The organism is Ignatzschineria sp. F8392 (genome assembly GCF_002252045.1).
Lineage (GTDB): Bacteria > Pseudomonadota > Gammaproteobacteria > Cardiobacteriales > Wohlfahrtiimonadaceae > Ignatzschineria.
Window position 1 is genome coordinate 394546 of the sequence record NZ_NEFF01000001.1, and the last position, 22156, is coordinate 416701.

At 41.8% G+C, this 22156-nt stretch carries 19 protein-coding genes; 18 read left to right on the top strand and 1 reads right to left on the bottom strand.

Annotation, left to right across the window (positions count from 1 at the left end):
- Nucleotides 1–6 precede the first annotated feature (6 nt).
- The 6 genes from ftsA (at nt 7) to trmD (ending at nt 5145) form a co-directional block, all read left to right on the top strand.
- A complete protein-coding gene (gene ftsA, locus B9T19_RS01730; protein ID WP_094566888.1) occupies nt 7–1251 on the top strand; it encodes a cell division protein FtsA in 1245 nt (414 codons plus the stop codon).
- Between the two features lie 41 nt (nt 1252–1292).
- Entirely contained in the window at nt 1293–2426 is a 1134-nt protein-coding gene (ftsZ, locus tag B9T19_RS01735; RefSeq protein WP_198959038.1) for a cell division protein FtsZ, read from the top strand.
- A gap of 81 nt (nt 2427–2507) precedes the next feature.
- On the top strand, nt 2508–3422 hold the full coding sequence (lpxC, locus tag B9T19_RS01740; protein ID WP_094566890.1) for a UDP-3-O-acyl-N-acetylglucosamine deacetylase: 915 nt from the start codon (nt 2508–2510) through the stop codon (nt 3420–3422).
- A 180-nt stretch (nt 3423–3602) separates the two neighbouring features.
- Nucleotides 3603–3863 (top strand): 30S ribosomal protein S16, encoded by a 261-nt coding sequence (rpsP, locus tag B9T19_RS01745; RefSeq protein WP_094566891.1) that lies wholly within the window; start codon nt 3603–3605, stop codon nt 3861–3863.
- A gap of 77 nt (nt 3864–3940) precedes the next feature.
- Nucleotides 3941–4441 carry a ribosome maturation factor RimM gene (gene rimM / locus B9T19_RS01750; protein WP_094566892.1) on the top strand — a complete coding sequence of 167 codons (501 nt, stop codon included), beginning with the start codon at nt 3941–3943 and terminating at the stop codon, nt 4439–4441.
- Between the two features lie 2 nt (nt 4442–4443).
- Complete coding sequence (trmD, locus tag B9T19_RS01755) at nt 4444–5145, top strand: tRNA (guanosine(37)-N1)-methyltransferase TrmD (RefSeq protein WP_094566893.1); 702 nt, start codon at nt 4444–4446, stop codon at nt 5143–5145.
- Nucleotides 5146–5359: 214 nt separating this feature from the next.
- Here the strand turns inward: trmD and glnA are convergent, their stop codons facing one another.
- Entirely contained in the window at nt 5360–6772 is a 1413-nt protein-coding gene (gene glnA / locus B9T19_RS01760) for a type I glutamate--ammonia ligase (protein WP_094566894.1), read from the bottom strand.
- Between the two features lie 423 nt (nt 6773–7195).
- On the opposite strand from glnA, the gene xth reads away from it, so the two are divergent.
- From xth to rng, 12 genes are all read left to right on the top strand, one after another.
- Nucleotides 7196–7993 (top strand): exodeoxyribonuclease III, encoded by a 798-nt coding sequence (gene xth, locus B9T19_RS01765; protein ID WP_094566895.1) that lies wholly within the window; start codon nt 7196–7198, stop codon nt 7991–7993.
- Nucleotides 7994–8163: 170 nt separating this feature from the next.
- The gene (gene dapA / locus B9T19_RS01770) at nt 8164–9036 is read left to right on the top strand and encodes a 4-hydroxy-tetrahydrodipicolinate synthase (RefSeq protein WP_094566896.1); all 873 of its coding nucleotides are present in this window, start codon (nt 8164–8166) and stop codon (nt 9034–9036) included.
- 251 nt (nt 9037–9287) lie between these two features.
- Nucleotides 9288–10214 carry an outer membrane protein assembly factor BamC gene (gene bamC, locus B9T19_RS01775; protein ID WP_158214328.1) on the top strand — a complete coding sequence of 309 codons (927 nt, stop codon included), beginning with the start codon at nt 9288–9290 and terminating at the stop codon, nt 10212–10214.
- A 113-nt stretch (nt 10215–10327) separates the two neighbouring features.
- Nucleotides 10328–12283 (top strand): DNA mismatch repair endonuclease MutL, encoded by a 1956-nt coding sequence (gene mutL / locus B9T19_RS01780; protein ID WP_094566898.1) that lies wholly within the window; start codon nt 10328–10330, stop codon nt 12281–12283.
- 3 nt (nt 12284–12286) lie between these two features.
- Nucleotides 12287–13117, top strand: coding sequence for a shikimate dehydrogenase (gene aroE, locus B9T19_RS01785; RefSeq protein WP_094566899.1), 831 nt, complete (start codon nt 12287–12289; stop codon nt 13115–13117).
- 119 nt (nt 13118–13236) lie between these two features.
- Nucleotides 13237–13983, top strand: coding sequence for a bifunctional demethylmenaquinone methyltransferase/2-methoxy-6-polyprenyl-1,4-benzoquinol methylase UbiE (gene ubiE / locus B9T19_RS01790; protein ID WP_094566900.1), 747 nt, complete (start codon nt 13237–13239; stop codon nt 13981–13983).
- A 122-nt stretch (nt 13984–14105) separates the two neighbouring features.
- On the top strand, nt 14106–15740 hold the full coding sequence (gene ubiB / locus B9T19_RS01795) for a ubiquinone biosynthesis regulatory protein kinase UbiB (RefSeq protein ID WP_094566901.1): 1635 nt from the start codon (nt 14106–14108) through the stop codon (nt 15738–15740).
- A 326-nt stretch (nt 15741–16066) separates the two neighbouring features.
- Nucleotides 16067–16501, top strand: a complete 435-nt coding sequence (locus B9T19_RS01800; protein ID WP_094566902.1) for a cytochrome c — start codon at nt 16067–16069, stop codon at nt 16499–16501.
- Between the two features lie 137 nt (nt 16502–16638).
- A complete protein-coding gene (locus B9T19_RS01805; RefSeq protein WP_233146761.1) occupies nt 16639–17727 on the top strand; it encodes a polyamine ABC transporter substrate-binding protein in 1089 nt (362 codons plus the stop codon).
- Between the two features lie 524 nt (nt 17728–18251).
- Nucleotides 18252–19199 (top strand): thioredoxin-disulfide reductase, encoded by a 948-nt coding sequence (gene trxB / locus B9T19_RS01810; protein WP_094566904.1) that lies wholly within the window; start codon nt 18252–18254, stop codon nt 19197–19199.
- A gap of 207 nt (nt 19200–19406) precedes the next feature.
- Entirely contained in the window at nt 19407–20582 is a 1176-nt protein-coding gene (locus B9T19_RS01815; RefSeq protein ID WP_094566905.1) for a phosphoglycerate kinase, read from the top strand.
- Nucleotides 20583–20584: 2 nt separating this feature from the next.
- Nucleotides 20585–22108, top strand: a complete 1524-nt coding sequence (rng, locus tag B9T19_RS01820; protein ID WP_094566906.1) for a ribonuclease G — start codon at nt 20585–20587, stop codon at nt 22106–22108.
- The last annotated feature ends 48 nt before the right edge of the window (nt 22109–22156 follow it).

A 22156-nucleotide genomic window follows, 5' to 3' on the forward strand; every position in this document is an offset into this window, starting at 1 on the left:
AGAAAGATGACGGATACCTCAGTTTCATCAGTAGGAGTTTGCATAGATATAGGAACGAACAGAGTCGTTGGTATGATGGCAGAAATTCGGGATGATGGGTCTATTGAGATTATTCGAATTATCTCAAAACCCTCTCGAGGCATTAAGCAGGGGAGTATTGCCAATATAGCGCCAATCTCCAACATTGTTCGGGATATTATTGCGGAATTTGAGCGTGAAGAGAATGTAAAGGTTCTTTCTGTCTCAACCTCTATTACGGGCACCCATATTCGGAGTCGTCAGAATAATGGTGTTGTGACGATTTCAGGGGATCGTTTTACCGAAAAGGATAATGATCGAATCTTACAGGAAGCGGGTAAGATTAAACTTGATGCCGGAGAGAGCGTTCTCCATGTATTGCCACAAAAATATATTATCGATGGGGGAAGTCCTGTTGAAAATGCCATTGGACTCTCAGGGGTTAAGTTTACTCTTGATGCTCATCTCGTAACAGCATCGACCAATGCGATCAATGATATTACTAACTGTATTACAGAGAGCAATGTAGAGATCGATAATATTATCTACGAAGGTGTTGCTGCTGCGATTAGTGTTTTAACTGAGGATGAGATGCAACGTGGTGTCACCCTAATCAATATTGGTGCGGGAATAACTGATGTTGTTGTCTATAAAGGTGGGGCGGTTGTCTATCACTCTCCTATACCATTAGGTGGCAATGATGTGACAACCGATATCGCTAAAATTAAGCGTTATTCCACCCAAGTTGCTGAGAGTATAAAGCTAGAGCACGGTAGTTGTCTTGGCTATAGTAGCTATGATGATAGTTTTAAATTACCGGTGATTACCAATCAGACTGAAAATAGAACAATGTCTCGTCGAGAACTCTCTTCTATTATTGAAGCGCGCTATCGTGAAATTTTTGAGATTATCCGAATGAATCTTGAAGATGCCAATGTCTATCTACCTCATGATGCCGGCGTGGTATTGACGGGAGGCGGGAGTATGATCCCGGGATGTGCTGATCTAGCGCAAGAAATTATGGAAAAACCGTGCCGTATTGGAACTCCGTTAAATGTCATATATGATAAGGGTGAAGGATTGACGCCGGAACATGCAACAGTTGTTGGGCTTTTAGCCTCTCATAAGTATGACAATATCTGGCAAAAAGAGTTACAAAAAACAATGCCAAGTGGTAACTTTTTTAGTAACATATATAAGAAAATCACTGGAATGTGTCGAAACTACTTCTAGTGTTGTTAAGAATACGAATAAAATGAGGATTTATAATGTCCATATTTGAGTTGCAGCAAGATATTAACGAACATGGCCCTGTTATAAAAGTAATAGGTGTGGGTGGCGCTGGTGGTAATGCGATTACTCATATGGTTGATTCCGGATTAACGGGAGTAACGTTTATTGCCGCAAATACAGATGCTCAAGATCTAAGAGAGGCGAAAGCAGATATTCGCATTCAATTAGGAGAAGCATTAACTCGTGGTTTAGGTGCGGGTGCAAATCCAGAGATTGGACGTCAAGCTGCAGAAGAGACTAAAGATCACATTAAAGCAGAATTAAATGGTGCTGATATGGTCTTTATCGCTGCAGGAATGGGTGGTGGAACAGGAACCGGTGCAGCGCCTATAGTTGCTGAAATTGCAAAAGAATTGGGCATCTTAACGGTTGCGGTTGTTTCAAGACCTTTCTCGATGGAGGGTAAGAAGCGTGATCAAGCCGCAAATCAAGGATTAAAACAGTTAGCACAACAAGTTGACTCGCTTATTACAATTCCTAATGACCGTTTAATGAGCGTTCTTGGGAAAGGGGTGAGTCTCTATGATGCTTTCAGTGCGGCGAATAATGTTCTCTTCAATGCGGTACAAGGGATTACTGATAGCATTATCAAGCCAGGAATGATCAATCTCGATTTCAATGACGTTAAGACAGTTATGAAACAACAGGGATTGGCAATGATGGGGGTAGGGCTCTCATCAGGCGATAATGCGGCAAGAGAGGCGATTCAACAAGCGATCTCTTCACCACTATTAGAAGAGGTGAGCTTGAAAGGCGCGAAAGGTCTGCTTGTCAATATTTCAGGTGGTCCTAAGTTGAGTATCGGTGATCTTCATGAGATTGGTGCAATTATTAGTGATTATGCTAATGAAGAGACAACCGTTGTCTTTGGTGCCGTGATTGATGAAGAGATGGGGGAAGATATTCGGGTAACGTTGGTAGCAACAGGATTAGGTGAATATCAAGCTCCGATCGAGCGCGGTAGTATTGCAGATCAACTATTAGGTAGAACTATAAAGCCTGCGGCAGCAACAATTCCGACGGAACCTGCGGTAAAAGAGCAACCTAAAGCCTCGCCATCATCACAATCTTCAGGATATCTCGATATCCCTGCTTTTTTAAGAAAAAATTCTTAATCGCTTCAGCTGATACTCTTAATTTTAGGAGGTAGCGTTGAAGAGAAGATTAATGAATAGAGGAATCTCTAAGTAAATAATATGCTAAAACAGAGAACAATAAAGAGTTTAGTCCAAACAACAGGTATCGGCCTTCATTCTGGGAAGAAGGTCTATTTAACCTTGCGCCCAGCAGGCATAGATCAGGGAATTATCTTTAGAAGAACAGATGTTGATTCGCCCGATATTAAAATTCAGGCTGATTCTGTTGTTAGTACGCAACTTGCAACCAAGATTGCATCCCCTTTAGCGCCAGATGTTACTATCTCGACGATAGAGCACTTAATGTCTGCGTTGTGTGGTTTGGGGATTGATAATATTATTATTGAAGTAAGCGCGCCAGAGATTCCGATTATGGATGGTAGTTCGGCGCCTTTTGTTTATCTTATTCAATCGGCAGGCATTCAAGAGCAGAATGCGGCGAAGAAATTTATTAAAATTAAAAAGCCGGTCGTTTATAAACATGAAGATAAATTAGCAAAGCTTCTTCCATATGATGGATTTAGACTCGATTTTACAATCAAATTTGATCATGCTGTCTTAGATAAGACCAATCCTCAGCATCGTTGTGAGTTTTCAAGCCAATATTATATTGAAGAGATTGCTCGTGCGAGAACGTTTGGTTTTATGAAAGATCTAGAGCTAATGCGAGAATTAAACTTAGCGCTAGGTGGCAGTATGGATAATGCTATTGTTGTGGATGATTACCGTATTCTCAATAGCGATGGATTGCGTTATGAAGATGAATTTGTTCGCCATAAAGTTTTAGATGCGGTAGGAGATCTTTATGTATTAGGTCATCCTATTATTGGAGAATTTGTTGGCTATAAAGCGGGGCATATGATGAATAATATGTTGATCCGTGAGCTAGTAAAAGATCCATCTGCATATGAGTTTGTGGTCTATGAAGAGGCAGAGACATCACCTGTTACATTTAAGGTGCCGGCCTGGAATTAAATTTAGTAATAAAAGTGAGTAGTAAAAGTTAGTAATAATTTAGTTATTTTCACTAATGGCTCTTTTAATTTCTTTGAAAGTAGCGTATAGTTTGTGGTTTACGATTTTATATTGAATAACGTGTCTCTATATAATATAAAAAAGTTTTGGATTATAGTTGAATATAGGATATAAATTTTTATGGTTACAATTCGTCTAGCTCGTGGAGGCTCTAAAAAGCGTCCTTTCTACCAAATCGTTGTTGCGGATCAAAGAAACTCTGTAACTGGTAAATACATTGAGCGTCTTGGCTTTTTTAATCCCATCGCTAAAGGTGGAGAGAAACGTTTAGAACTTGCCCAAGATCGTGTAGATTACTGGGTAGGAGTGGGAGCACAACCTTCTGAGCGTGTTGCATCTTTAATCAGAGAAGCTAAAAGAGCTGCTGCTAAAGAAGCTTAATAGCTTATAAAGTAGAGTTTTAGAGCCATCTTACAATTTCAGTAAGGTGGCTTTTTTGTGTCAAATAAGGAGAGATCATGAGTGATGAAAAGATCATTGTAGGGAAAATCAATGGTTTTCATGGCGTTAGAGGCTTTATAAAAGTCTTTTCTGAAACAAGACCGAGAGAGGGAATTTTAGAGTATTCTCGCTTTTTTATGAAGCAAGGTAATGAATGGATTACTTTAGAGGTTGATGGTCGGCAGAAGCATAATAAGCACGTTCTCTTAAAGTTTGAAGGATATGATTCCCGGGATGCTGTAGAACCACTATTGGGACAAGAACTCTATATTTCACGTGAAGATATGCCGGAGTTAGAAGATGGTGTTTACTGGCTTGATCTTTATGGTTTAAAGGTGATCAATCATGAAGGGGTGGAGTTAGGAGAGATTGTTGATATCTTTGAAACAGGTGCTAATGATGTGATTACTGTTAAAGGTGCTAAAGGTGAGATGATGATTCCTTTTTCGATGGAGTATATCGTTATGGAGATCAATCTCGAAGAGGGTTATGTTCAGGTTGATTGGGATGAAGAGTAGAGATGAAGGGTAAGTTGATCATCGATGTTATCGCTTTAATTCCCGAGTTAATAGCACCTATTATCGAAGATGGGGTTGTCAGTCGCGCTCATAACAATGAGCTCTTTGAGCTCCGTTTTTGGAACCCTCGCGATTACTCTACAGATAATCATCATACAGTGGATGCCCGTCCTTATGGTGGGGGGCCGGGAATGGTGATGATGTATGAGCCGCTGAAGAAGACTTTTGATGCTATTGAGAGCTTTAGAGGGGGTAGAGGTTTACGTCTCTATATGTCTCCACAGGGAGATCTTCTGAAGCAGCAACGCGTCAGAGAGCTTAGTAAAGAGCAACATCTTATTATTCTTTGTGGTAGATATGAGGGGGTTGATCAACGTATTATCGACACAGAGATTGATGGTGAGATCTCTGTTGGTGACTATGTGCTCTCAGGTGGGGAGTTAGCGGCTGCCATCTTAATTGATGCGATTGTCCGAATTCTTCCCGATGCGATCTCAAATGAGGCGTCTCATCTTCATGATTCTTTTAGTATTGGAGATCAGCTTGATCATCCTCATTATACTCGTCCGCGGGAGATTAATGGCTTAAAGGTGCCGGAAGTACTCTTTTCTGGCGATCATGCAAAAATTGCCCAATGGCGTGACGCAGAGGCAAAAGCAAGAACGGAAGCGAGACGAGTGCGTTTACGGCAAGAAGAGTTGTAGTATCGTTAAGCAGAGAGTAGAAAGTAGGAGAGGAAAAAGGGAAGCTAATTATTAAGCTTCCCTTTTTCTATTTTGTCATCTATTAGTTCTATTATCTCTAACTTGTCTTTAATTTGTCTCTAATTTTAACCCTATATTCTTGGCTAGAATGATTCTGACTCAGAACTGATTCAGAATTGATTTAGAACTCAATTAGTTCTTAATGACTTTTAGATTAGATCGAGTAGTAGAGCTTATATTCCATAGGATTAGGTGTTTCTGCTACTTGATTGATCTCTTTCTGTTTCAGTGCAATGTAAGAATCGATAATACTATTGCTAAAAACCCCACCTTTAAGGAGAAATTCACGATCCTGATCGAGCGCCTCTAATGCCTCATCAAGATTACGGCAAACTTTAGGGATATTGTTGAGTAATTCGCTTGAAAGATCATAGAGATTCTCATCAGCGGCAGGTCCTGGATGGATTTTATTCTCAATACCATCTAAGCCTGCCATAAGAAGCGCCGAAAATGCTAAGTAGGGGTTTGCTGTCGCATCAGGGAAGCGTACTTCAATACGGCGAGCCTTCTCATTAGCCACATAAGGGATGCGGATAGACGCGGTTCTATTTTTGGCTGAATAAGCTAAAAGTACGGGAGCCTCAAAGTGAGGAACAAGGCGCTTATAGCTATTAGTTGAGGCATTTGTAAATGCATTGAGTGCGCGCGCATGTCGGATGATGCCACCAATAAAGTAGAGGGCATCTAATGAGAGATTGCTATATTGATCTCCGCAGAAGATATTGTCGCTCTCTTTAAAGAGAGAGATATGGACATGCATTCCAGATCCGCTCTCACCATGATAGGGTTTAGGAAGGAATGTTGCGCTTTTACCATGAAGATCGGCTGTTGTTTTTGTAACATATTTGAGACGTTGTACCTCGTCTGCTTTTTTAAGAAGCGTATTGTAACGAACGCCAATTTCACATTGTCCTGCAGAGGCGACTTCGCGATGATGAATCTCTACTTCAAGCCCCATCTTTTCTGCATTTAAGACAATCTCATTACGAAGGTTATGTAGCTTATCGACAGGTTGAAGTGGCGAGTAGCCCCCCTGTTTTTCAGCATAATGTCCAGAATAGGAGTTTTCATCATTTGATGACCAGTAGGAGGTATCTGATTGTAACTGATAGCTCATATGATCTGGTGCAATATTGTAACGGACGCTATCGAAGATAAAAAACTCATTTTCGGGGCCAAAAAAAGCTTGATCGGCAATATTGAGGTTTGATAGATGCTCTTCTGCACGACGAGCAAGCGCTCTCGGATCTCTCTCATAATAATCCATTGTATCGGGCTCTAGAACATCACAAATTAAGACTAGGGTCGGATGTTGAGCAAGATGATCGACGAAAGCAGTCTCAGGACGAGGTAAGAGAATCATATCTGAGCACTCTGTCTTCTTCCATCCTTTAAAGCTTGAGCCATCAAAAAACTTACCCTGAGTGAAGAGGTCTTGGTTCGCTTGTCGTGCTGGAATAGTAAAATGATGTTCTTGTCCGATCATATCGGTTAAACGAAGATCGATGAATAAAATCCCATTTTCTTTAATAAACTCTAAAATGGAACGAATACTATCAGCCGGCATGCTCACTCCTTAAATTTTTCCATGTGGTGTAAATCGGTATTCTACACTAATTTTTAGGAAAAATGCTCAATAAAGTAGTAGTAACAATAAAGAAAACGATAAAGAAAACGATAAAGAAAATAATTGCGTAAAGGGTGACAAAGGGATCGAAAAAGAGATTGTTGAAAACCAACTGAGAATTTGTCCAAGAGACTTACGAAGATATTTGCTCCAAATTTGTTAAGAATTTGCTAAAAACTTGCCAAGAATGTGCTCGTGCTATTGACTGAGGCATTTATCCAAATATTTTTTGTAAAACTGTAATAGCTAAGAAGCTTGTTTAAAAAGAGGAACCCTTTTTTATCCCTTTCGCTTTTAGGGAGAGTTACGTAGAATGCTCTACAATATAACTTATGTTTAAAGAGATAGAGAATAAATAATAGAATGAAAATAACTACTTGGAATGTTAACTCAGTCAATGTTCGTTTAGCCCATTTAGAGCAGTTTTTAAAAGAGGTCTCTCCTACCGTGGTGGGGCTACAGGAGCTCAAATCAGTTTCAGAAAAATTCCCCTTAGAAGCTTGTGAAGCATTGGGTTATCACGCTGCAGTTAATGGGCAGCCCACCTATAATGGTGTGGCGCTATTATCTCGCTTTCCGATGAGTGATATTCTCTTTGATCTTCCAGGATTTGAGGATAGTGAGAAGCGTGTCATTAGCGCAACGATCAATGGCGTTCGAGTGATTAATGCCTATGTTCCTAATGGACAGAGCCCCGATTCTGATAAATATCAATATAAGTTAAATTGGTTACAACATTTTAAGGTATTTATTGAGGCGCAGCTTCAGATCTATCCGGAACTTATCGTGATAGGGGATTTCAATATTGCCCCTACCGATGATGATGTTCATGATCCTAAGAGCTGGAAAGGAAAGGTGCTCTGCACCGACGCGGAGCGAGAAGCTTTCTTTCAACTTCTCGATTTAGGGTTAATCGATGCTTTGAGAATGGAAGCGCAACCGGCGGGCCTCTTTACTTGGTGGGATTATCGTCAGAATGGATTTGAGAAAAACAGTGGTATTCGGATTGATCATCTATTATTATCAACAGTAGTGAGTCGACGATTTGTGACCTCTAAAGTTCATTTGGAGTATCGAGCGATGGAACGCCCTTCAGATCATGCGCCGGTCTCTGTTCTGTTGAAGGATCGTGAAAAAGATACGGATAGAGTATCGAAATAGAGTAGAGATAGCCTACTATTACTAGATGTCGATAGAAGTCGATAGATAAAGTAGCAGATCGTAAAAGTAGAAATAGCTGCATAACGCAATCTATGTAATAGTTAAGAGAAGGACGAGATGGAGGGAGCTCATTGAAAAGCCCCTGTATTAAATTTGATAAGGAGAGAATTATGTTTGGTGGTAGTATTGTCGCGATAGTCACCCCGATGTTTCCGGATGGTCGTATTGATTATGATTCATTTGAAAAATTGGTTGAATTTCATATTGAAAATAAGACAGATGCGATTGTTGCGGTAGGTACAACAGGAGAGTCTGCGACAATTAACTTCGATGAGCATCGTGAGGTTGTCAAACGAGTTGTTGGTTATGTTCGTGGGAGGGTTCCTGTGATTGCAGGAACAGGTGGCAATTCTACAGAAGAGGCGATTCGCTTAACCCATTGGGCGGCTGAAGATGGTGCCGATGCTTGTCTCTTAGTTGCGCCTTACTACAATAAGCCACCACAAGAGGGACTCTATCAACACTTTAAGTTGATTGCCGAGACTGTAGATATTCCACAAATTCTCTACAATGTACCGGGGCGTACAGCATCTGATATTTTGCCAGATACTGTTGAAAAATTAGCAAATCTTAAAAATATTGTTGCAATTAAAGAGGCGAGTACTTTCGAGCGTGTAGAGCAATTAGTTCGTCGCGTAGGTGATAAGATCGATATCTTAACAGGAGAGGATGGTATCGCTGCTAAGTGTGTATTAGCCGGGGCAAAAGGGGTAATCTCTGTTACGGCAAATATTGTGCCATTGATGATGCATGAGATGATGGAAGCTGCTTTAGCAGGGGATGAGAAGCGTGCTTATGAGATCAACGATAAGATCAAAGAGCTTCATCATGTCCTCTTTTTGGAGGCAAATCCTATTCCAGTTAAATGGGCGCTTCAGCAGATGAATCGTATTCATGCCGGAATTCGTCTCCCATTAGTTCCGCTCGATAAACAGTATCATTTAACAGTACGTGAAGCGATGAAGGGTGCAGGACTTCTCTAATTTATTGTATGATTAGTGATTTATGAATAGAATTAAGTAGAAGAGAAAAGGGCAGCACACTTTTTTTTCGGTTATAATTCAAGGAATAGGTATAGGCGATCGTTTATAATTACGATACGATGGCAAGAATTTTATTCAGTAAAGGTTGGTTCATGTACACAAAAAAAATAGTGTTCGCAGTAGTGCTATCAGGCTTGGTTATTAGCGGGTGTTCTACGCAGAATGTGCAGTCGAGAGATAATTTGCGTTATTTGAAATCATCGCAAGTTAATCCTTTAGAGTATCCTCCTAGTTTAGTGAAGCAGACAGAAACCAATGTTGAAGCTGCAACGACCCTCAAGGAATATCGTAATTATCAGAAGCAAGCAGCCTCGAAGGTATTGCCTACTGCTGGAGAGAGTATTACATTCATTGAGGCAGAAAATGGTCGCCGCTGGATCAATACAGGTCACACTCCTGATTTTGTTTGGCAGCAGGTACATCAACTCTTAAGACAGTTAGGGTTAGAGATAGAATCTCAAAGTCCTGAAGCGGGTCTTATTGAGACAAAATGGGCTGAAAATCAAGCGGATGTCCCAGAAGGATTTATCCGTGGCTTAATTAAACGTGTTGCAAGTAATCTCTTAGGTTCATCATCGAGAGATAAATTTAAGATTCGTTTAGAGCGTGATGGTGATCGAACGCTAATTTTTGTGACACACTATGCGATGAAGGATGAAGCAACCGGAAATGATGACCAATTCCATCGATGGGTAGATGCTCCTAAAGATCCTGAACTGGAGGCGGAGTTTATTGCACGCCTTGCGGCAAGATTAGGAGGTGATGGCAGTAGTGCCATGGGAAAGCAGGGTCTTCCCGTCACTGATCGGGAAGGGACACGACTCATTATTAAAAATCGTTCACAGGATGCCGTCTGGGAACAGGTTGCTGATATTTTAAATGATGGAGTTAAATATAATGTATTAGAGCAGTATGCTGATATCAATACATTACGTGTTGGACGGACAGTTAAAAAACGTCGCTTCTGGTTCTTTAGTAAAGATGATCCCGAAGGGGAGGTTTACTACATACGGATCAACCCTATCGGTGAAGATAGAACGCAGATTGATGTCTTGCCAGTATTGACGCTTAATCATCTTGAAGAGATGATGGAGAAGGTACAGACAGGATTGAGGTAAGCTCCCTATAATCTGATAAAATAGAGACGCCTGGTTATTATTTAGCCAGGCGTTTCTTCTTATTTGGGAGAAGATGAGAGAGCATGAGTGAATATGAGCGAAGGAGAGATTTTATGAGTCGACGTATTGCTAAATTAGCACCTCACGTCATCAATCAGATCGCCGCCGGAGAGGTGGTTGAGAGACCTGCTTCTATTGTGAAGGAGTTGGTCGAAAATAGTATTGATGCTGGAGCAACCGAGATTACCATCGATATTAAGGGTGGCGGAATCGATCATATTATTGTGCAAGATAATGGTCATGGCATTGCGAAAGATGACCTTAATTTGGCACTGTCGAGTCATTCCACAAGTAAAATTCGCTCGCCGGAAGATCTGGTAGAGGTTTCAACCTTAGGGTTTAGAGGGGAGGCGCTTCCTAGTATTGCGGCAGTCTCACGCTTGACTTTAATCTCTCGAGAGCGGGGGGCAGAGTATGCCTACCGTGTTGATGGGAAGGGGGATGATTTAGGGGAGGAGCCGATGCCGGCCTCTCTCTTAGAGGGGACGAGAATAGAGGTGAGAGATCTCTTTTTTAATGTGCCGGCAAGACGTAAATTTCTTCGAACTGAACGGACAGAATATAGCCATATTGAGACCTTAGTGAAGCGTTTAGCACTCATTCGTTATGATATTGCATTCACCTTAATCCATAATGGTCGTGAGCAATTCTCGCTACCTCGAGCTGAGACTTTGGAAGAGCAGCAGAATCGCATTGCTGCGGTATTTAATCAGGAGTTTTTGGCAGAGAGCTTTCACTTTAGTCATACGAAGAAGATCCCGCTTGATGATTATGATACCACCCGCACCTTAACGATTGAGGGATGGTTAGCAAAACCGACATTTTTTCGCAATAACAATGATTGGCAATATGTTTATGTGAATGGACGTATGGTGAAAGATCGTCTGGTAGCGCATGCTATTCGACAAGCTTATCGTGATGTGATGTATAGCGATAAGCATCCAGTATTTGTCATCTATTTAACGCTCGATGCTGTGGCTGTGGATGTGAACGCTCATCCTCAAAAGCATGAGGTGAGGTTTCGTGAATCAAGAATGGTTCATGACTTTCTCTTTAGTACGCTCAATCATGTTATCTCACAACCTGAAGTTCTAGAGGGGCATGAGAGTCTCCCTGTCGTTGCCACGTTAGAGGATGAGGACTCAAAGGGGCTCTCGTCATCAGCATCATCAGCGTCATCAATAGCTTCTAGCGGTCAGAAAGGTTTCTCTTTTGGCGCACCTCCGGCAAAGAGTTATAAACCGGTCAATCTTTATGAGGCGATCGGCGCATCTACAGAGCGTTTAACGCCCTTATCGGGAGGTGTGGAAGAGCATTATAGTGTCACTGCCGGCAGTCATGGTGAATTGCAATCAGGAGGCTTTAATTTAGCAAAACTGAACTCCTCTCAGGAAGATCAAGCAACTGAGCTCGATCCTGATGAAGCCCCTTTAGGTTACGCTTTAGGGCAACTACATGAAGCCTATATCTTGGCAGAAAATCGACAAGGTCTTGTCCTCGTTGATATGCATGCAGCGCATGAACGAATTATCTATGAGCGATTTAAGAATGCGATTGCTACAGAAGAGGGGATTATTCGTCAAGCACTCTTGATTCCAAAGCCGATCGATGTCTCAAGTCATGAGATTGCGTTAGTTGAAGAGTTTCAAAAAGAGCTACAAGATTTAGGGTTAATCATTGAGGTTTTAAGCCATAATAGTATCGTGGTGCGAGAAGTGCCGGCGAGCCTGATTCGTGCGGATATTGAAAAGTTGGTGATAGAGGTTCTTCACGATTTCGATCAATATGGATCGAGTCAAAAAATTACAGAGCATCTCAATGAGATCCTCTCTACGATGGCTTGTCATAGCGCTATTCGCCATCATCGGCGTTTAACATTGCCGGAGATGAATGCATTGCTACGTGATATGGAGCGTACTGAGCGCGCAGGTCAATGCAATCATGGAAGACCGACATGGCGTACCTTAGCTTTAACAGATCTTGATAAACTCTTTTTTAGAGGGGAGTAACATATGCAAAATAGTCAGAAGAAGTTGGCAGTTATTTTTGGTAATCCCGTTGCACAATCAAAATCACCAGAGATGCAGATGCAGTTTGCGAAAAATGTAGGAGTTGAGCTCAATTATTTAAAAGTATTAACGACACTCCCACAATTTGAGACCAGCCTTAAAGAGTGGATCGAGAAGGGAATTGTGGGTGCCAATATTACTGTTCCCTTTAAAGAGGTTGTCATGCCCTATTGTGATCAATTAACGATTGAGGCGGAAGAAGCAAAGGCAGTTAATACGATTCGCATCGAAAAAGATGGTTCGATTACAGGTCATAATAGTGATGGGATCGGACTGCTAAGAGATATTACAGAGATCAAAGGGATCGATATTACCGGTAAGCGCATCTTGGTATTAGGTGCCGGCGGGGCAGTTAGAGGGATTTTAGGGCCTCTTTTAAGTCACAAGCCCGCATCACTCATCATCACGAATCGCACTTTTTCTAAAGCGAAAATGTTAGCAGAAGAGTTTTCCCGCTTAGGGGAGATTAAGGCCGTAGAGCGAGATGATTTGACGGGAAGTTTTGACCTGATTATTAATGGGACAAGTGCCTCTTTACAAAATGAGTTCCCGCCACTACCTGCCGGCGTGATCAGCTCTCACACTATCGGTTATGATCTTGTTTATGGTGATCAGCCAACCATTTTTATGGAGTATCTTCTCTCGGAAGGGGGAAGAGCGGCTTATGATGGGTTAGGGATGCTCATTGAGCAGGGGGTTTACGCATTTGAGTTTTGGTTTGGTAAGCGTCCAAGCATTGAAGGGGTATTAGAGATTTTTGGGCGCACCTCTTAATGCTCTTTATGAACCTCCCTTATGAACCCCTTTTTATGATCAATAGATCTGCCTTTTATCAGACAGAGAAAGTGAGATTTTGGTATCATTTCAGAATCATTATTTTAGGATAGAGAGATATGTCGGAAGAAAAAACCCATTTTGGTTATCAAACCGTAGATCGTGATGAGAAAGAGGCTAAGGTGGCGGAGGTTTTCCACTCAGTTGCTAGCCGTTACGATGTGATGAATGATGTGATGAGCTTTGGTATTCACCGTTTATGGAAAAATAGTGCGCTCTCATTATCAGGTGCTCGTAGAGGGCAGAAAGTTCTCGACCTTGCCGGAGGAACAGGCGATTTAACAAAACGTTTGAGTAAGCGTGTTGGTTCGGAGGGATTAGTTGTTCTCTCTGATATTAATGAGTCAATGTTGGAAGAGGGACGCAAGCGTCTTATCAATGAAGGGATTGTTGGGAATGTTGAATTTAAACAGATCAACGCCGAAGAGATCCCCTTCGAAGATGCTACCTTTGATCTTGTGACGATCGGTTTTGGTCTTCGCAATGTGACCGATAAGATGAAAGCTTTAAAAGAGATGCGCCGGGTACTAAAGCCGGGCGGGCGCCTCTTAGTCTTAGAGTTTTCTAAACCGGTTGTTCCCGGATTAGCGACAGTTTATGATTTTTACTCATTTCAGATTATTCCTAGAATGGGGCAATTAATCGCTAGTGATGGTGATAGTTACCGCTATCTTTCTGAATCAATTCGTATGCATCCCCCGCAAGAGGAGTTGCGCGATATGATGTTAGAGGCAGGTTTTGATGAGGTTGATTATAAAAACTTAACCGGCGGTATCGTTGCTATTCATCGCGGATTTGTCTATTAGAGCAAAATTGAGAAGAGAGGGCTCCATTGATTATCTTGGGGACCCCATTGATCATTCAATTGGTCGCCTGCCTCTTCGATATCGCGTAATACTTGTTACATTTATAAAATAAGGATGCTTTGATGATTGCTCGTAGTTTGCGAATGATTCAGATTTGGTGGATCTTTTTACGCTTTGGCCTCTATGATCTTGCCTTTATGATGCCGGGATTGCGTCATTTGCGCTTTCTTAAGCCTCTACTCTCCCTCTTTAATGCACATAAGGGAACAGCGTTACCGGTTCGCATTCGTTTAGCATTAGAGCAGTTAGGGCCCACCTTTATTAAGTTAGGTCAAGCTCTCTCAACACGCTACGATCTGCTCGATCGGGAGATTGTTGTCGAGCTTGTAAAGCTACAGGATCAGGTTAAGCCTTTTTCGACAGATATCTTAATCGATATTATTGAGCGCTCTTTTGATAAGCCTTTAATGGAGATCTTTAAAGAGTTTGATGAAGTGCCGATGGCCGCCGCTTCTATTGCACAAGTCCATAGTGCGCGATTGCATAATGGGCAAGAAGTGGTGGTAAAAGTTGTTCGTCCCGATATTCAGAAGGTGATCAAACGTGATATTGCGATCATGGAGGTATTAGCCTTTATGATTGAGCGTTACTATCCTGATGGTAAGCGTCTGCGTCCTGTTGAGATTGTTGAGGAGCATGCAAAAACAATTCTCAATGAGCTCGATCTAACGATTGAAGCGGCTAATGGGGCGCAATTGAGGGAGAACTTTCGGGATTCAAAGATTCTCTATGTGCCGGAGATCTATCTCGACTATGTGCGTAAAAATGTCTTGGTTATGGAGCGCATTTCAGGTGTGCCTGTTGGTGATATTGCAACGTTAAAAGAGCTTGGTGTTAATATTCCACTTCTAGCGCAGCGTAGTGTCGATATCTTCTTCACCCAAGTCTTTGAGCATAGCTTTTTTCATGCGGATATGCATCCTGGCAATATCTTTGTCGATGTGAGTAATCCTGCTGATCCAACCTATATCGCGCTCGATTTTGGTATTATCGGCACTTTAAATGAAGAGGATCAGCACTACTTAGCAAGTAACTTTTTAGCTTTCTTTAATCGAGATTATCTAAAGGTTGCTGAGCTGCATGTTGAATCGGGCTGGGTTCCTCCCGATACCTCTGTGGGAGATTTTGAGGCCGTGATTCGCTCTCTTTGTGAGCCGATCTTCAATAAGCCCTTAAAAGATATCTCATTTGGGGCTTTTCTTCTCTCCCTTTTTCAAACGGCGCGTCGCTTTAAGATGGAGATGCAGCCTCAATTGATGTTATTGCAAAAGACCCTCTTTGCAATCGAGGGATTAGGGCGAGAACTCTATCCTGAGCTCGATTTATGGGCAACAGCCAAACCTTATTTAGTGGAGTTTGTGAAGAAGAAGCGGGGGCCCAAAGCGATTGTATCCCGTTATCGTCGAGATATCCCGATCTGGATAGAGCAATTGCCTGACCTGATGCAAAATGGTCAGCTGACGTTACAGCAAGCGGCAAAAGGGAAGTTGAAGGTCAATTTAGCAGATAATGAGTGGACTCGTTTGGCTAAATTAGAGCATGATTCAACTGTCCGGAGAATCTATGGCGGTATCGGTGCGGTCTTTCTTTTAGCACTTTTATTAAAATTTGAGGAGGGTTCGCTCTGGATGATTCTCTCATTGGGGGGCGCATCATTACTCTTTCTCTATTTAGCATTGAAGAAGAGAAACCATTAGCGTCGTTAAAGATTCTTAAACTACTCGGATTAACTTAGATTGCTTGAATCACTATTACAGAAAGAGCGATGTAGAAATAGATGTAAAGAGTGGTAAAAATTAGAGACGGTTATATCAAGAAAATAATAAACTAGAGATTATTATAAAGAGGTTGTCTTAGCGCTTGTTAATATAATAGAAAATCATATAATGAATACTATATTAAATATTTATTTACGATATAATAGGGATGCCGGATCTTATTGAGATCTATCATTGATAGATGTTTGATTTGGATGATTGATCTGAAAGAGATGCCGGAAAATTATTAATAAGGAGAGAAGTCAATGAAAAAATTAGCACTTGCTGCGATCTTAGCAGTATCAACGATGGGCGTTTCTATGGCAGATGTCGATAGCGAAAAAGTGATCGATTATCGTCAAGCTGCATTTAAAGTTGCAGGTTGGAATATGGGCATTCTCGGTGGAATGTTAAAAGGTGAGATTGAGTATAATCCAGAAGAGGCAGTTGCAGCAGCTAAGCGTATCAATGAGATGGCAAAAGCAGTTGGTGCGACCTTTGTTGATGGAACTTATGAAGGCTCAAATGCTAGCCCAAAAATTGTTGAAGAGCGCGCAGATTTTGATAAAAAATTAGCAGCATTTATTCAAGAGAGTGATGTGATGATTGAAGCAGCTGGAGAGAAGAAGACTTTAGCGGCACAAATGGGTAAATTAGGTGGTACCTGTAAATCATGTCACGATAGTTACAAAGTCGATTAATGATTCAATGGGGGCGGTAGAGTTATCGTGAGCAATAGGTAGCCTTTTCCCTCAAGTATGATATAAGTTAAGAGCGGTTGAGTGATAATCAACCGCTTCTTTTATGTCTACCCACTTTATAGGAGATCAATAAAGTGATGAAAAAACTTAAGCTTGCAACTCTTTTATCCTTAGGGTTCTTATTTGGTAGTCATACCGTTAATGCGCAGGAGGTTCGTGTCTATAACTGGACAGATTATATCGATCCTGAGCTGATTACTGAATTTACAGATAAGACCGGCATCAAGGTGATTTATGACACTTTCGATAGTAATGAAGTGCTTTTGGCAAAAACGTTAACGGGAAACTCAGGTTACGATATTGTGGTACCTTCTGATTACACTTTAATCTATATGGTACAAGCAGATGCAGTTCAGAAGATTGATCGTGATAAACTTAAAAATATCGACAATATCTGGCCCTTTGTGGAAGAGCGATTAGATGAGCTTCCCGGTGCGATAGAGTATTCAGTTCCCTACATGTGGGGAACAACGGGGATAGCCTACAACGTCAATAAAGTTAAAGAGTTAGTGCCAGATGCACCATTAGATTCAATGGAGCTTCTCTTTAACCCAGAATATGCTTCAAAATTGGCAAGTTGCGGCATCTATATTGTTGACTCCCCGAGTGAGTTCTACCCGATGGTGATGCGCTATTTAGGGCTACCGGCAGAGAGTACATCTGATGCAGACTTGGCTAAAGCGAATGAGGTATTACAGGCTATTCGTCCTTATATCACTAAGTTTCACTCCTCTGAATATATCAATGCGATGGCCAATGGCGATGCTTGCTTATCACTCGGTTGGTCAGGAGATCTCTATCTAGCAAAAGCAAGAGCAAAAGAGGCGAATGCCGGTGTTGAGATCGAGTATTTTATTCCTAAAGAGGGTGGGCTTCTTTGGTTTGATCAGCTTGCAATCTTAAAAGATGCTAAAAATGTTGATGAGGCATATGCTTTTATCGACTATCTTTTAGATGCGAAAGTGAATGCACGCGCGGCAGATTATGTGGAGTATGCCACTTCTAATGAGGCGGCCTTTGAGTTTGTTGATCAGGATCTGCTTAACGATCCGACGCTCTATCCTTCAAAGGAGCAATTGGAGCTTCTCAATGTGAAGCAACCTTACACTCAACGGGAACAGAAAAAGTTGATGCGCGATTGGTTAAGAATTAAAGCGCAACGTTAAAAAATAACGCCGGTATGAGTCCGTTATAAGATTTATTATAAGATTCAGATCGATATGAAGATGGAGAAGAGTATCTAGCTGTTTTAGATACTCTTTTTTTATTTTTCTTGCTCCCCGGCTCTTTTATCATCTGTTATCCCTTTCATAAGATTTCATCAAACCTCATCGAACCTCATCGAGCCTCATCGAACTTCATTAACTCCTATTATTTCTCACGATCCCTTGTTGATGAGAGAGATATCAATATTTAATCGGTGTTACCGCCGAACGACAGCTCTTGAGTGGAACTTTTAATGTATAATGCAGTGTTAAGCATTCGATAGGACACCTAGTGAAAACTAGGTGTAAGAGTTCGATAAAGTTAGATAAAAAGTTAGATAAAAATGGGGAGCGGGAGAGTATTAATGTGATCTCGTTACTGCTAAAGTTATCGATAACCTCTATCGATAGAAAATATTGATAAGCACTGTTTTATAAGAATTGTTTTATTAGATAATTGTAACTTGTTACAACAAGGAAATGATATGAGTAGACAACACCATCCTTTAGTGATTTTAGGATCTGGACCGGCAGGCTACACCTCTGCACTCTATGCTGCACGTGCTAACCTTAAACCTGTGGTGATTACTGGTATGCAGATGGGCGGGCAGTTGACGACCACTACCGATATTGATAATTGGCCAGGTGGCGCTGAGGGGTTAACGGGTCCTCAATTGATGGATCAGATGCGGGAACATTGTGAGCGCTTTGGTACAGAGATCCTCTTCGATCATATTCAACAGGTTGATCTTTCTCAACGTCCTTTTCTCTTAGAGGGGGATAATGGTAGCTATAGTTGTGATGCATTGATTATCGCAACGGGAGCATCCGCTAAATATTTAGGACTTCCCTCTGAAGCGCAATATCTTGGGCGCGGCGTTTCTGCTTGTGCAACTTGTGATGGCTTTTTCTATCGAGATCAAGAAGTTGTGGTTGTCGGTGGTGGAAATACCGCTGTTGAAGAGGCGCTCTACTTAAGTCAGATTGCGGCAAAAGTTCATCTTGTTCATCGTCGCGATACCTTCCGTGCTGAAAAGATCTTAATTGATCGCCTTTACCGTAATGTCGAAGCGGGGAAAATAGAGTTACATCTTGATCAGACGCTAGAAGAGGTTAAGGGTGATGATGCTGGCGTGACAGGAGTCGTTCTAAAATCAACGAAAGATGAATCGACCAAAGAGCTTGCGGTACCGGGGGTCTTTATCGCTATTGGACATGCGCCTAACACCGAAATCTTTGCAGGGCAGTTGGAGATGAGAAATGGCTATATCATCGTTAAATCAGGAATTGATGGTGATGCGACAAGCACTTCTGTTGCCGGTGTTTTTGCTGCTGGGGATGTGATGGATTCCAATTATCGTCAAGCGATTACCTCAGCAGGAACGGGCTGTATGGCTGCACTCGATGCTGAACGTTATCTCGATTCACTCTAAGTTGTGTTCATTAAACGAAACGTGAGGGAATTGAGTCACTTGTGAGATTCACATTGTTGAATACTGTTGAATGTTGTTGAAATATTTAGGTTAGCTGATTATTGAGAGACGTGACTTTTTTAGAGATGTCACCCATTGAGATATCACCCATTTAAAAGTGTTAATAAAAAGTGTTAATACAGTAGTGTTAATAAGAAGGATAGAGATATGAAATTTAATACCTTAGAGAGTTTAGATTTAGCGGGTAAGCGTGTGTTAGTTCGTGAAGATCTTAATGTTCCCATCCATAATGGGGAGATTACCTCTGATGCTCGTTTAGTGGCAGCCCTTCCAACGATTGAGGCGATTTTAGAGAAGGGGGGTGCTGTCATGGTGATGTCTCACCTTGGTCGACCCACTGAAGGGGAAGAGAATGAGGAGTTTTCATTAGCGCCGGCTGCCGTTTGGTTATCTGAACGTCTCGGTAAGCCGGTAACGCTTGTTAAAAATTGGATCAATGGCGTAGAGATTCAACCGGGTGAAGTGAAGTTATTGGAAAATGTTCGCTTCCTCAAAGGTGAAAAAGCGAATGATGAGGCGCTCTCTCAGAAGATGGCTAATCTTTGTGATGTCTATGTGATGGATGCTTTTGCAACTGCTCATCGTAAGGCCGCTTCAACCTATGGTGTGGGAATGCTTGCAAAAGAGAGTGCTGCCGGATTGCTCTTAGAGAAAGAGTTAACAGCATTAACGAAAGCGATTAGCCATCCAGAGAGCCCGATGGTAGCGATTGTGGGTGGTGCAAAAGTATCCACCAAATTAACCGTTTTAAATGCACTCTTAGATAAGGTTGATCAATTGATTACCGGTGGGGGTATTACTAATACGCTACTTTTAGCGAAAGGCTATAAAGTTGGAAAAAGCTTAGTAGAGAAGGATCTTGTGCCAGAGGCAAAAAAGCTTCTTAAACGTGCAGAAGAAGAGGGGAAAGAGATCCCATTACCTATCGATGTTGTTGTAGGAACAGAGTTCTCTGCAGAAGCAAAAGCAGAGGTAAAAGGCATTGATGAGGTAGGTCCAGATGATATGATTATGGATATTGGCCCCAAAACAAGTGAGCTCTACCAGCAAATTTTAATGAAAGCGAAGACAATTGTCTGGAATGGTCCTGTAGGTGTATTTGAGTTTGAAAACTTTGCCGATGGAACAAAATCTTTAGGAGAAGCAATTGCGAAGAGCGATGCTTTCTCAATTGCCGGCGGTGGTGATACGGTTGCAGCAATTGAGACGTTTGGATTGACCGATCAGATCTCCTATATCTCCACTGGTGGGGGTGCTTTCCTTGAGTTATTAGAAGGGGAAGTCCTACCTGCGATTGAAATGTTAGAAAAGCGAGCAAAATAACAATGAATAATAACGAAATCTTAATTAATATTACGCCAAATGAGACAAGAGCGGCGGTGATCAGTAACGCGATGGTCCAGGAAGTATTAATTGAGCGAGATGAGAAGCGAGGCCTTGTTGGCAATATTTATAAAGGGGTCGTTATTCGTGTTTTACCAGGTCTTGAAGCAGCTTTTGTCGATATTGGTCTCGATCGCGCTGCCTTTCTTCACGTAAGTGATATTCAGACAAGCTGTAGTGAGTATCAACCAGATGCTTGTGATGATAATAGAGAAGGTGACGGAAATCAGCGCGTTCCAACGAAACGTAATCCTGAAGCGATCGATATCACTAAGTTGCTACATCAAGGTCAAGAGTTGATTGTTCAAGTGATTCGTGATCCCCTTGGGACCAAAGGGGCACGAATTACAACGCAGATCTCAATTCCCTCCTGCTATCTTGTCTATTTAGCAGATTCAGATGTGATCGGTGTTTCGGTGCGTATTGAAGATGAGGAGGAGCGTGACCGTCTAAAGAGTATTCTTTTAGGTTATCAGCCGGAGATCCCGGGCGCGTATATTGCCAGAACCGCAGCTGAAGGCGCTGATCCTTGGGTTCTGCGCGCAGATATGCAGTTTCTGAATCGTCTTTGGAAAGATGTTAAAGAGCGAATTCCTGCGGCAAAAGTGGGGGAGTTAATTTATGGGAACTTTCCACTAGAGCTCCGTATTTTACGGGATTATATCTCAAAAGATATTCAGCGAGTACGCATCGATTGCATGGAAGGTTATAAGAGCATGATGGATTTTACTACGCGCTTTTTACCAGAGATGACCGAGCGAATTGAGTACTATGTCGGACCACGTGCGATTATGGATCTCTTCAATACAGAGCGAGAGATTAATTTAGCCCTTGAGAAACGAGTCGATCTCAAATCAGGTGGCTACTTGATGATTGAGCAGACTGAAGCGATGACAACCATCGATATCAATACAGGTGGATTTGTCGGATATCGCAATTTAGAAGAGACAATCTATAAGACCAATTTGGAAGCGGCACAAGCATTAGCGCGCCAGGTAAGATTGCGAAATCTTGGCGGAATCATTATTATCGATTTTATCGATATGCAGAGCGAAGAGCATCGACAAGGTGTTTTAGAGGAGCTATCGGAGCATCTCTCCCACGATTATGCCCGTACCTCCATTAGTGAAGTGACCTCACTGGGTCTAGTGCAGATGACGCGTAAGCGAACACGTGAGAGCTTAGTGCAATTACTCTGTGAGCCATGCCCTAAATGTCAGGGCAATGGTTATGTGAAGACGAGCGCTACAGTCTGTTTTGAGATCTTTCGAGAGCTGATCCGAGATGGTAAGCGTTTCCCAAGTCTTAAAGAGTTTCTAGTATTAGCAGCACCGGAGGTGATAGAACGCCTTCTCGATGAAGAGGCGCATAGTGTTGCAGATCTTCAAAATCAGATCGATGCCAATATTCGTCTGCAACCAGAAGAGCTCTATCCTGTTGAGCAGTTTGATATTGTGCCGATGTAGTCGGGCGATATAGAATAGAGATTAAATTTGTCAAATATGTCAAATTTG

Coding starts and splice junctions, on each gene's coding strand:
- ftsA (WP_094566888.1), top strand. CDS start 7: ATGACGGATACCTCAGTTTCATCAGTAGGAGTTTGCATAGATATAGGA.
- lpxC (WP_094566890.1), top strand. CDS start 2,508: ATGCTAAAACAGAGAACAATAAAGAGTTTAGTCCAAACAACAGGTATC.
- rpsP (WP_094566891.1), top strand. CDS start 3,603: ATGGTTACAATTCGTCTAGCTCGTGGAGGCTCTAAAAAGCGTCCTTTC.
- rimM (WP_094566892.1), top strand. CDS start 3,941: ATGAGTGATGAAAAGATCATTGTAGGGAAAATCAATGGTTTTCATGGC.
- trmD (WP_094566893.1), top strand. CDS start 4,444: ATGAAGGGTAAGTTGATCATCGATGTTATCGCTTTAATTCCCGAGTTA.
- glnA (WP_094566894.1), bottom strand. CDS start 6,772: ATGCCGGCTGATAGTATTCGTTCCATTTTAGAGTTTATTAAAGAAAAT.
- xth (WP_094566895.1), top strand. CDS start 7,196: ATGAAAATAACTACTTGGAATGTTAACTCAGTCAATGTTCGTTTAGCC.
- dapA (WP_094566896.1), top strand. CDS start 8,164: ATGTTTGGTGGTAGTATTGTCGCGATAGTCACCCCGATGTTTCCGGAT.
- mutL (WP_094566898.1), top strand. CDS start 10,328: ATGAGTCGACGTATTGCTAAATTAGCACCTCACGTCATCAATCAGATC.
- aroE (WP_094566899.1), top strand. CDS start 12,287: ATGCAAAATAGTCAGAAGAAGTTGGCAGTTATTTTTGGTAATCCCGTT.
- ubiE (WP_094566900.1), top strand. CDS start 13,237: ATGTCGGAAGAAAAAACCCATTTTGGTTATCAAACCGTAGATCGTGAT.
- ubiB (WP_094566901.1), top strand. CDS start 14,106: ATGATTGCTCGTAGTTTGCGAATGATTCAGATTTGGTGGATCTTTTTA.
- B9T19_RS01800 (WP_094566902.1), top strand. CDS start 16,067: ATGAAAAAATTAGCACTTGCTGCGATCTTAGCAGTATCAACGATGGGC.
- B9T19_RS01805 (WP_233146761.1), top strand. CDS start 16,639: ATGAAAAAACTTAAGCTTGCAACTCTTTTATCCTTAGGGTTCTTATTT.
- trxB (WP_094566904.1), top strand. CDS start 18,252: ATGAGTAGACAACACCATCCTTTAGTGATTTTAGGATCTGGACCGGCA.
- B9T19_RS01815 (WP_094566905.1), top strand. CDS start 19,407: ATGAAATTTAATACCTTAGAGAGTTTAGATTTAGCGGGTAAGCGTGTG.
- rng (WP_094566906.1), top strand. CDS start 20,585: ATGAATAATAACGAAATCTTAATTAATATTACGCCAAATGAGACAAGA.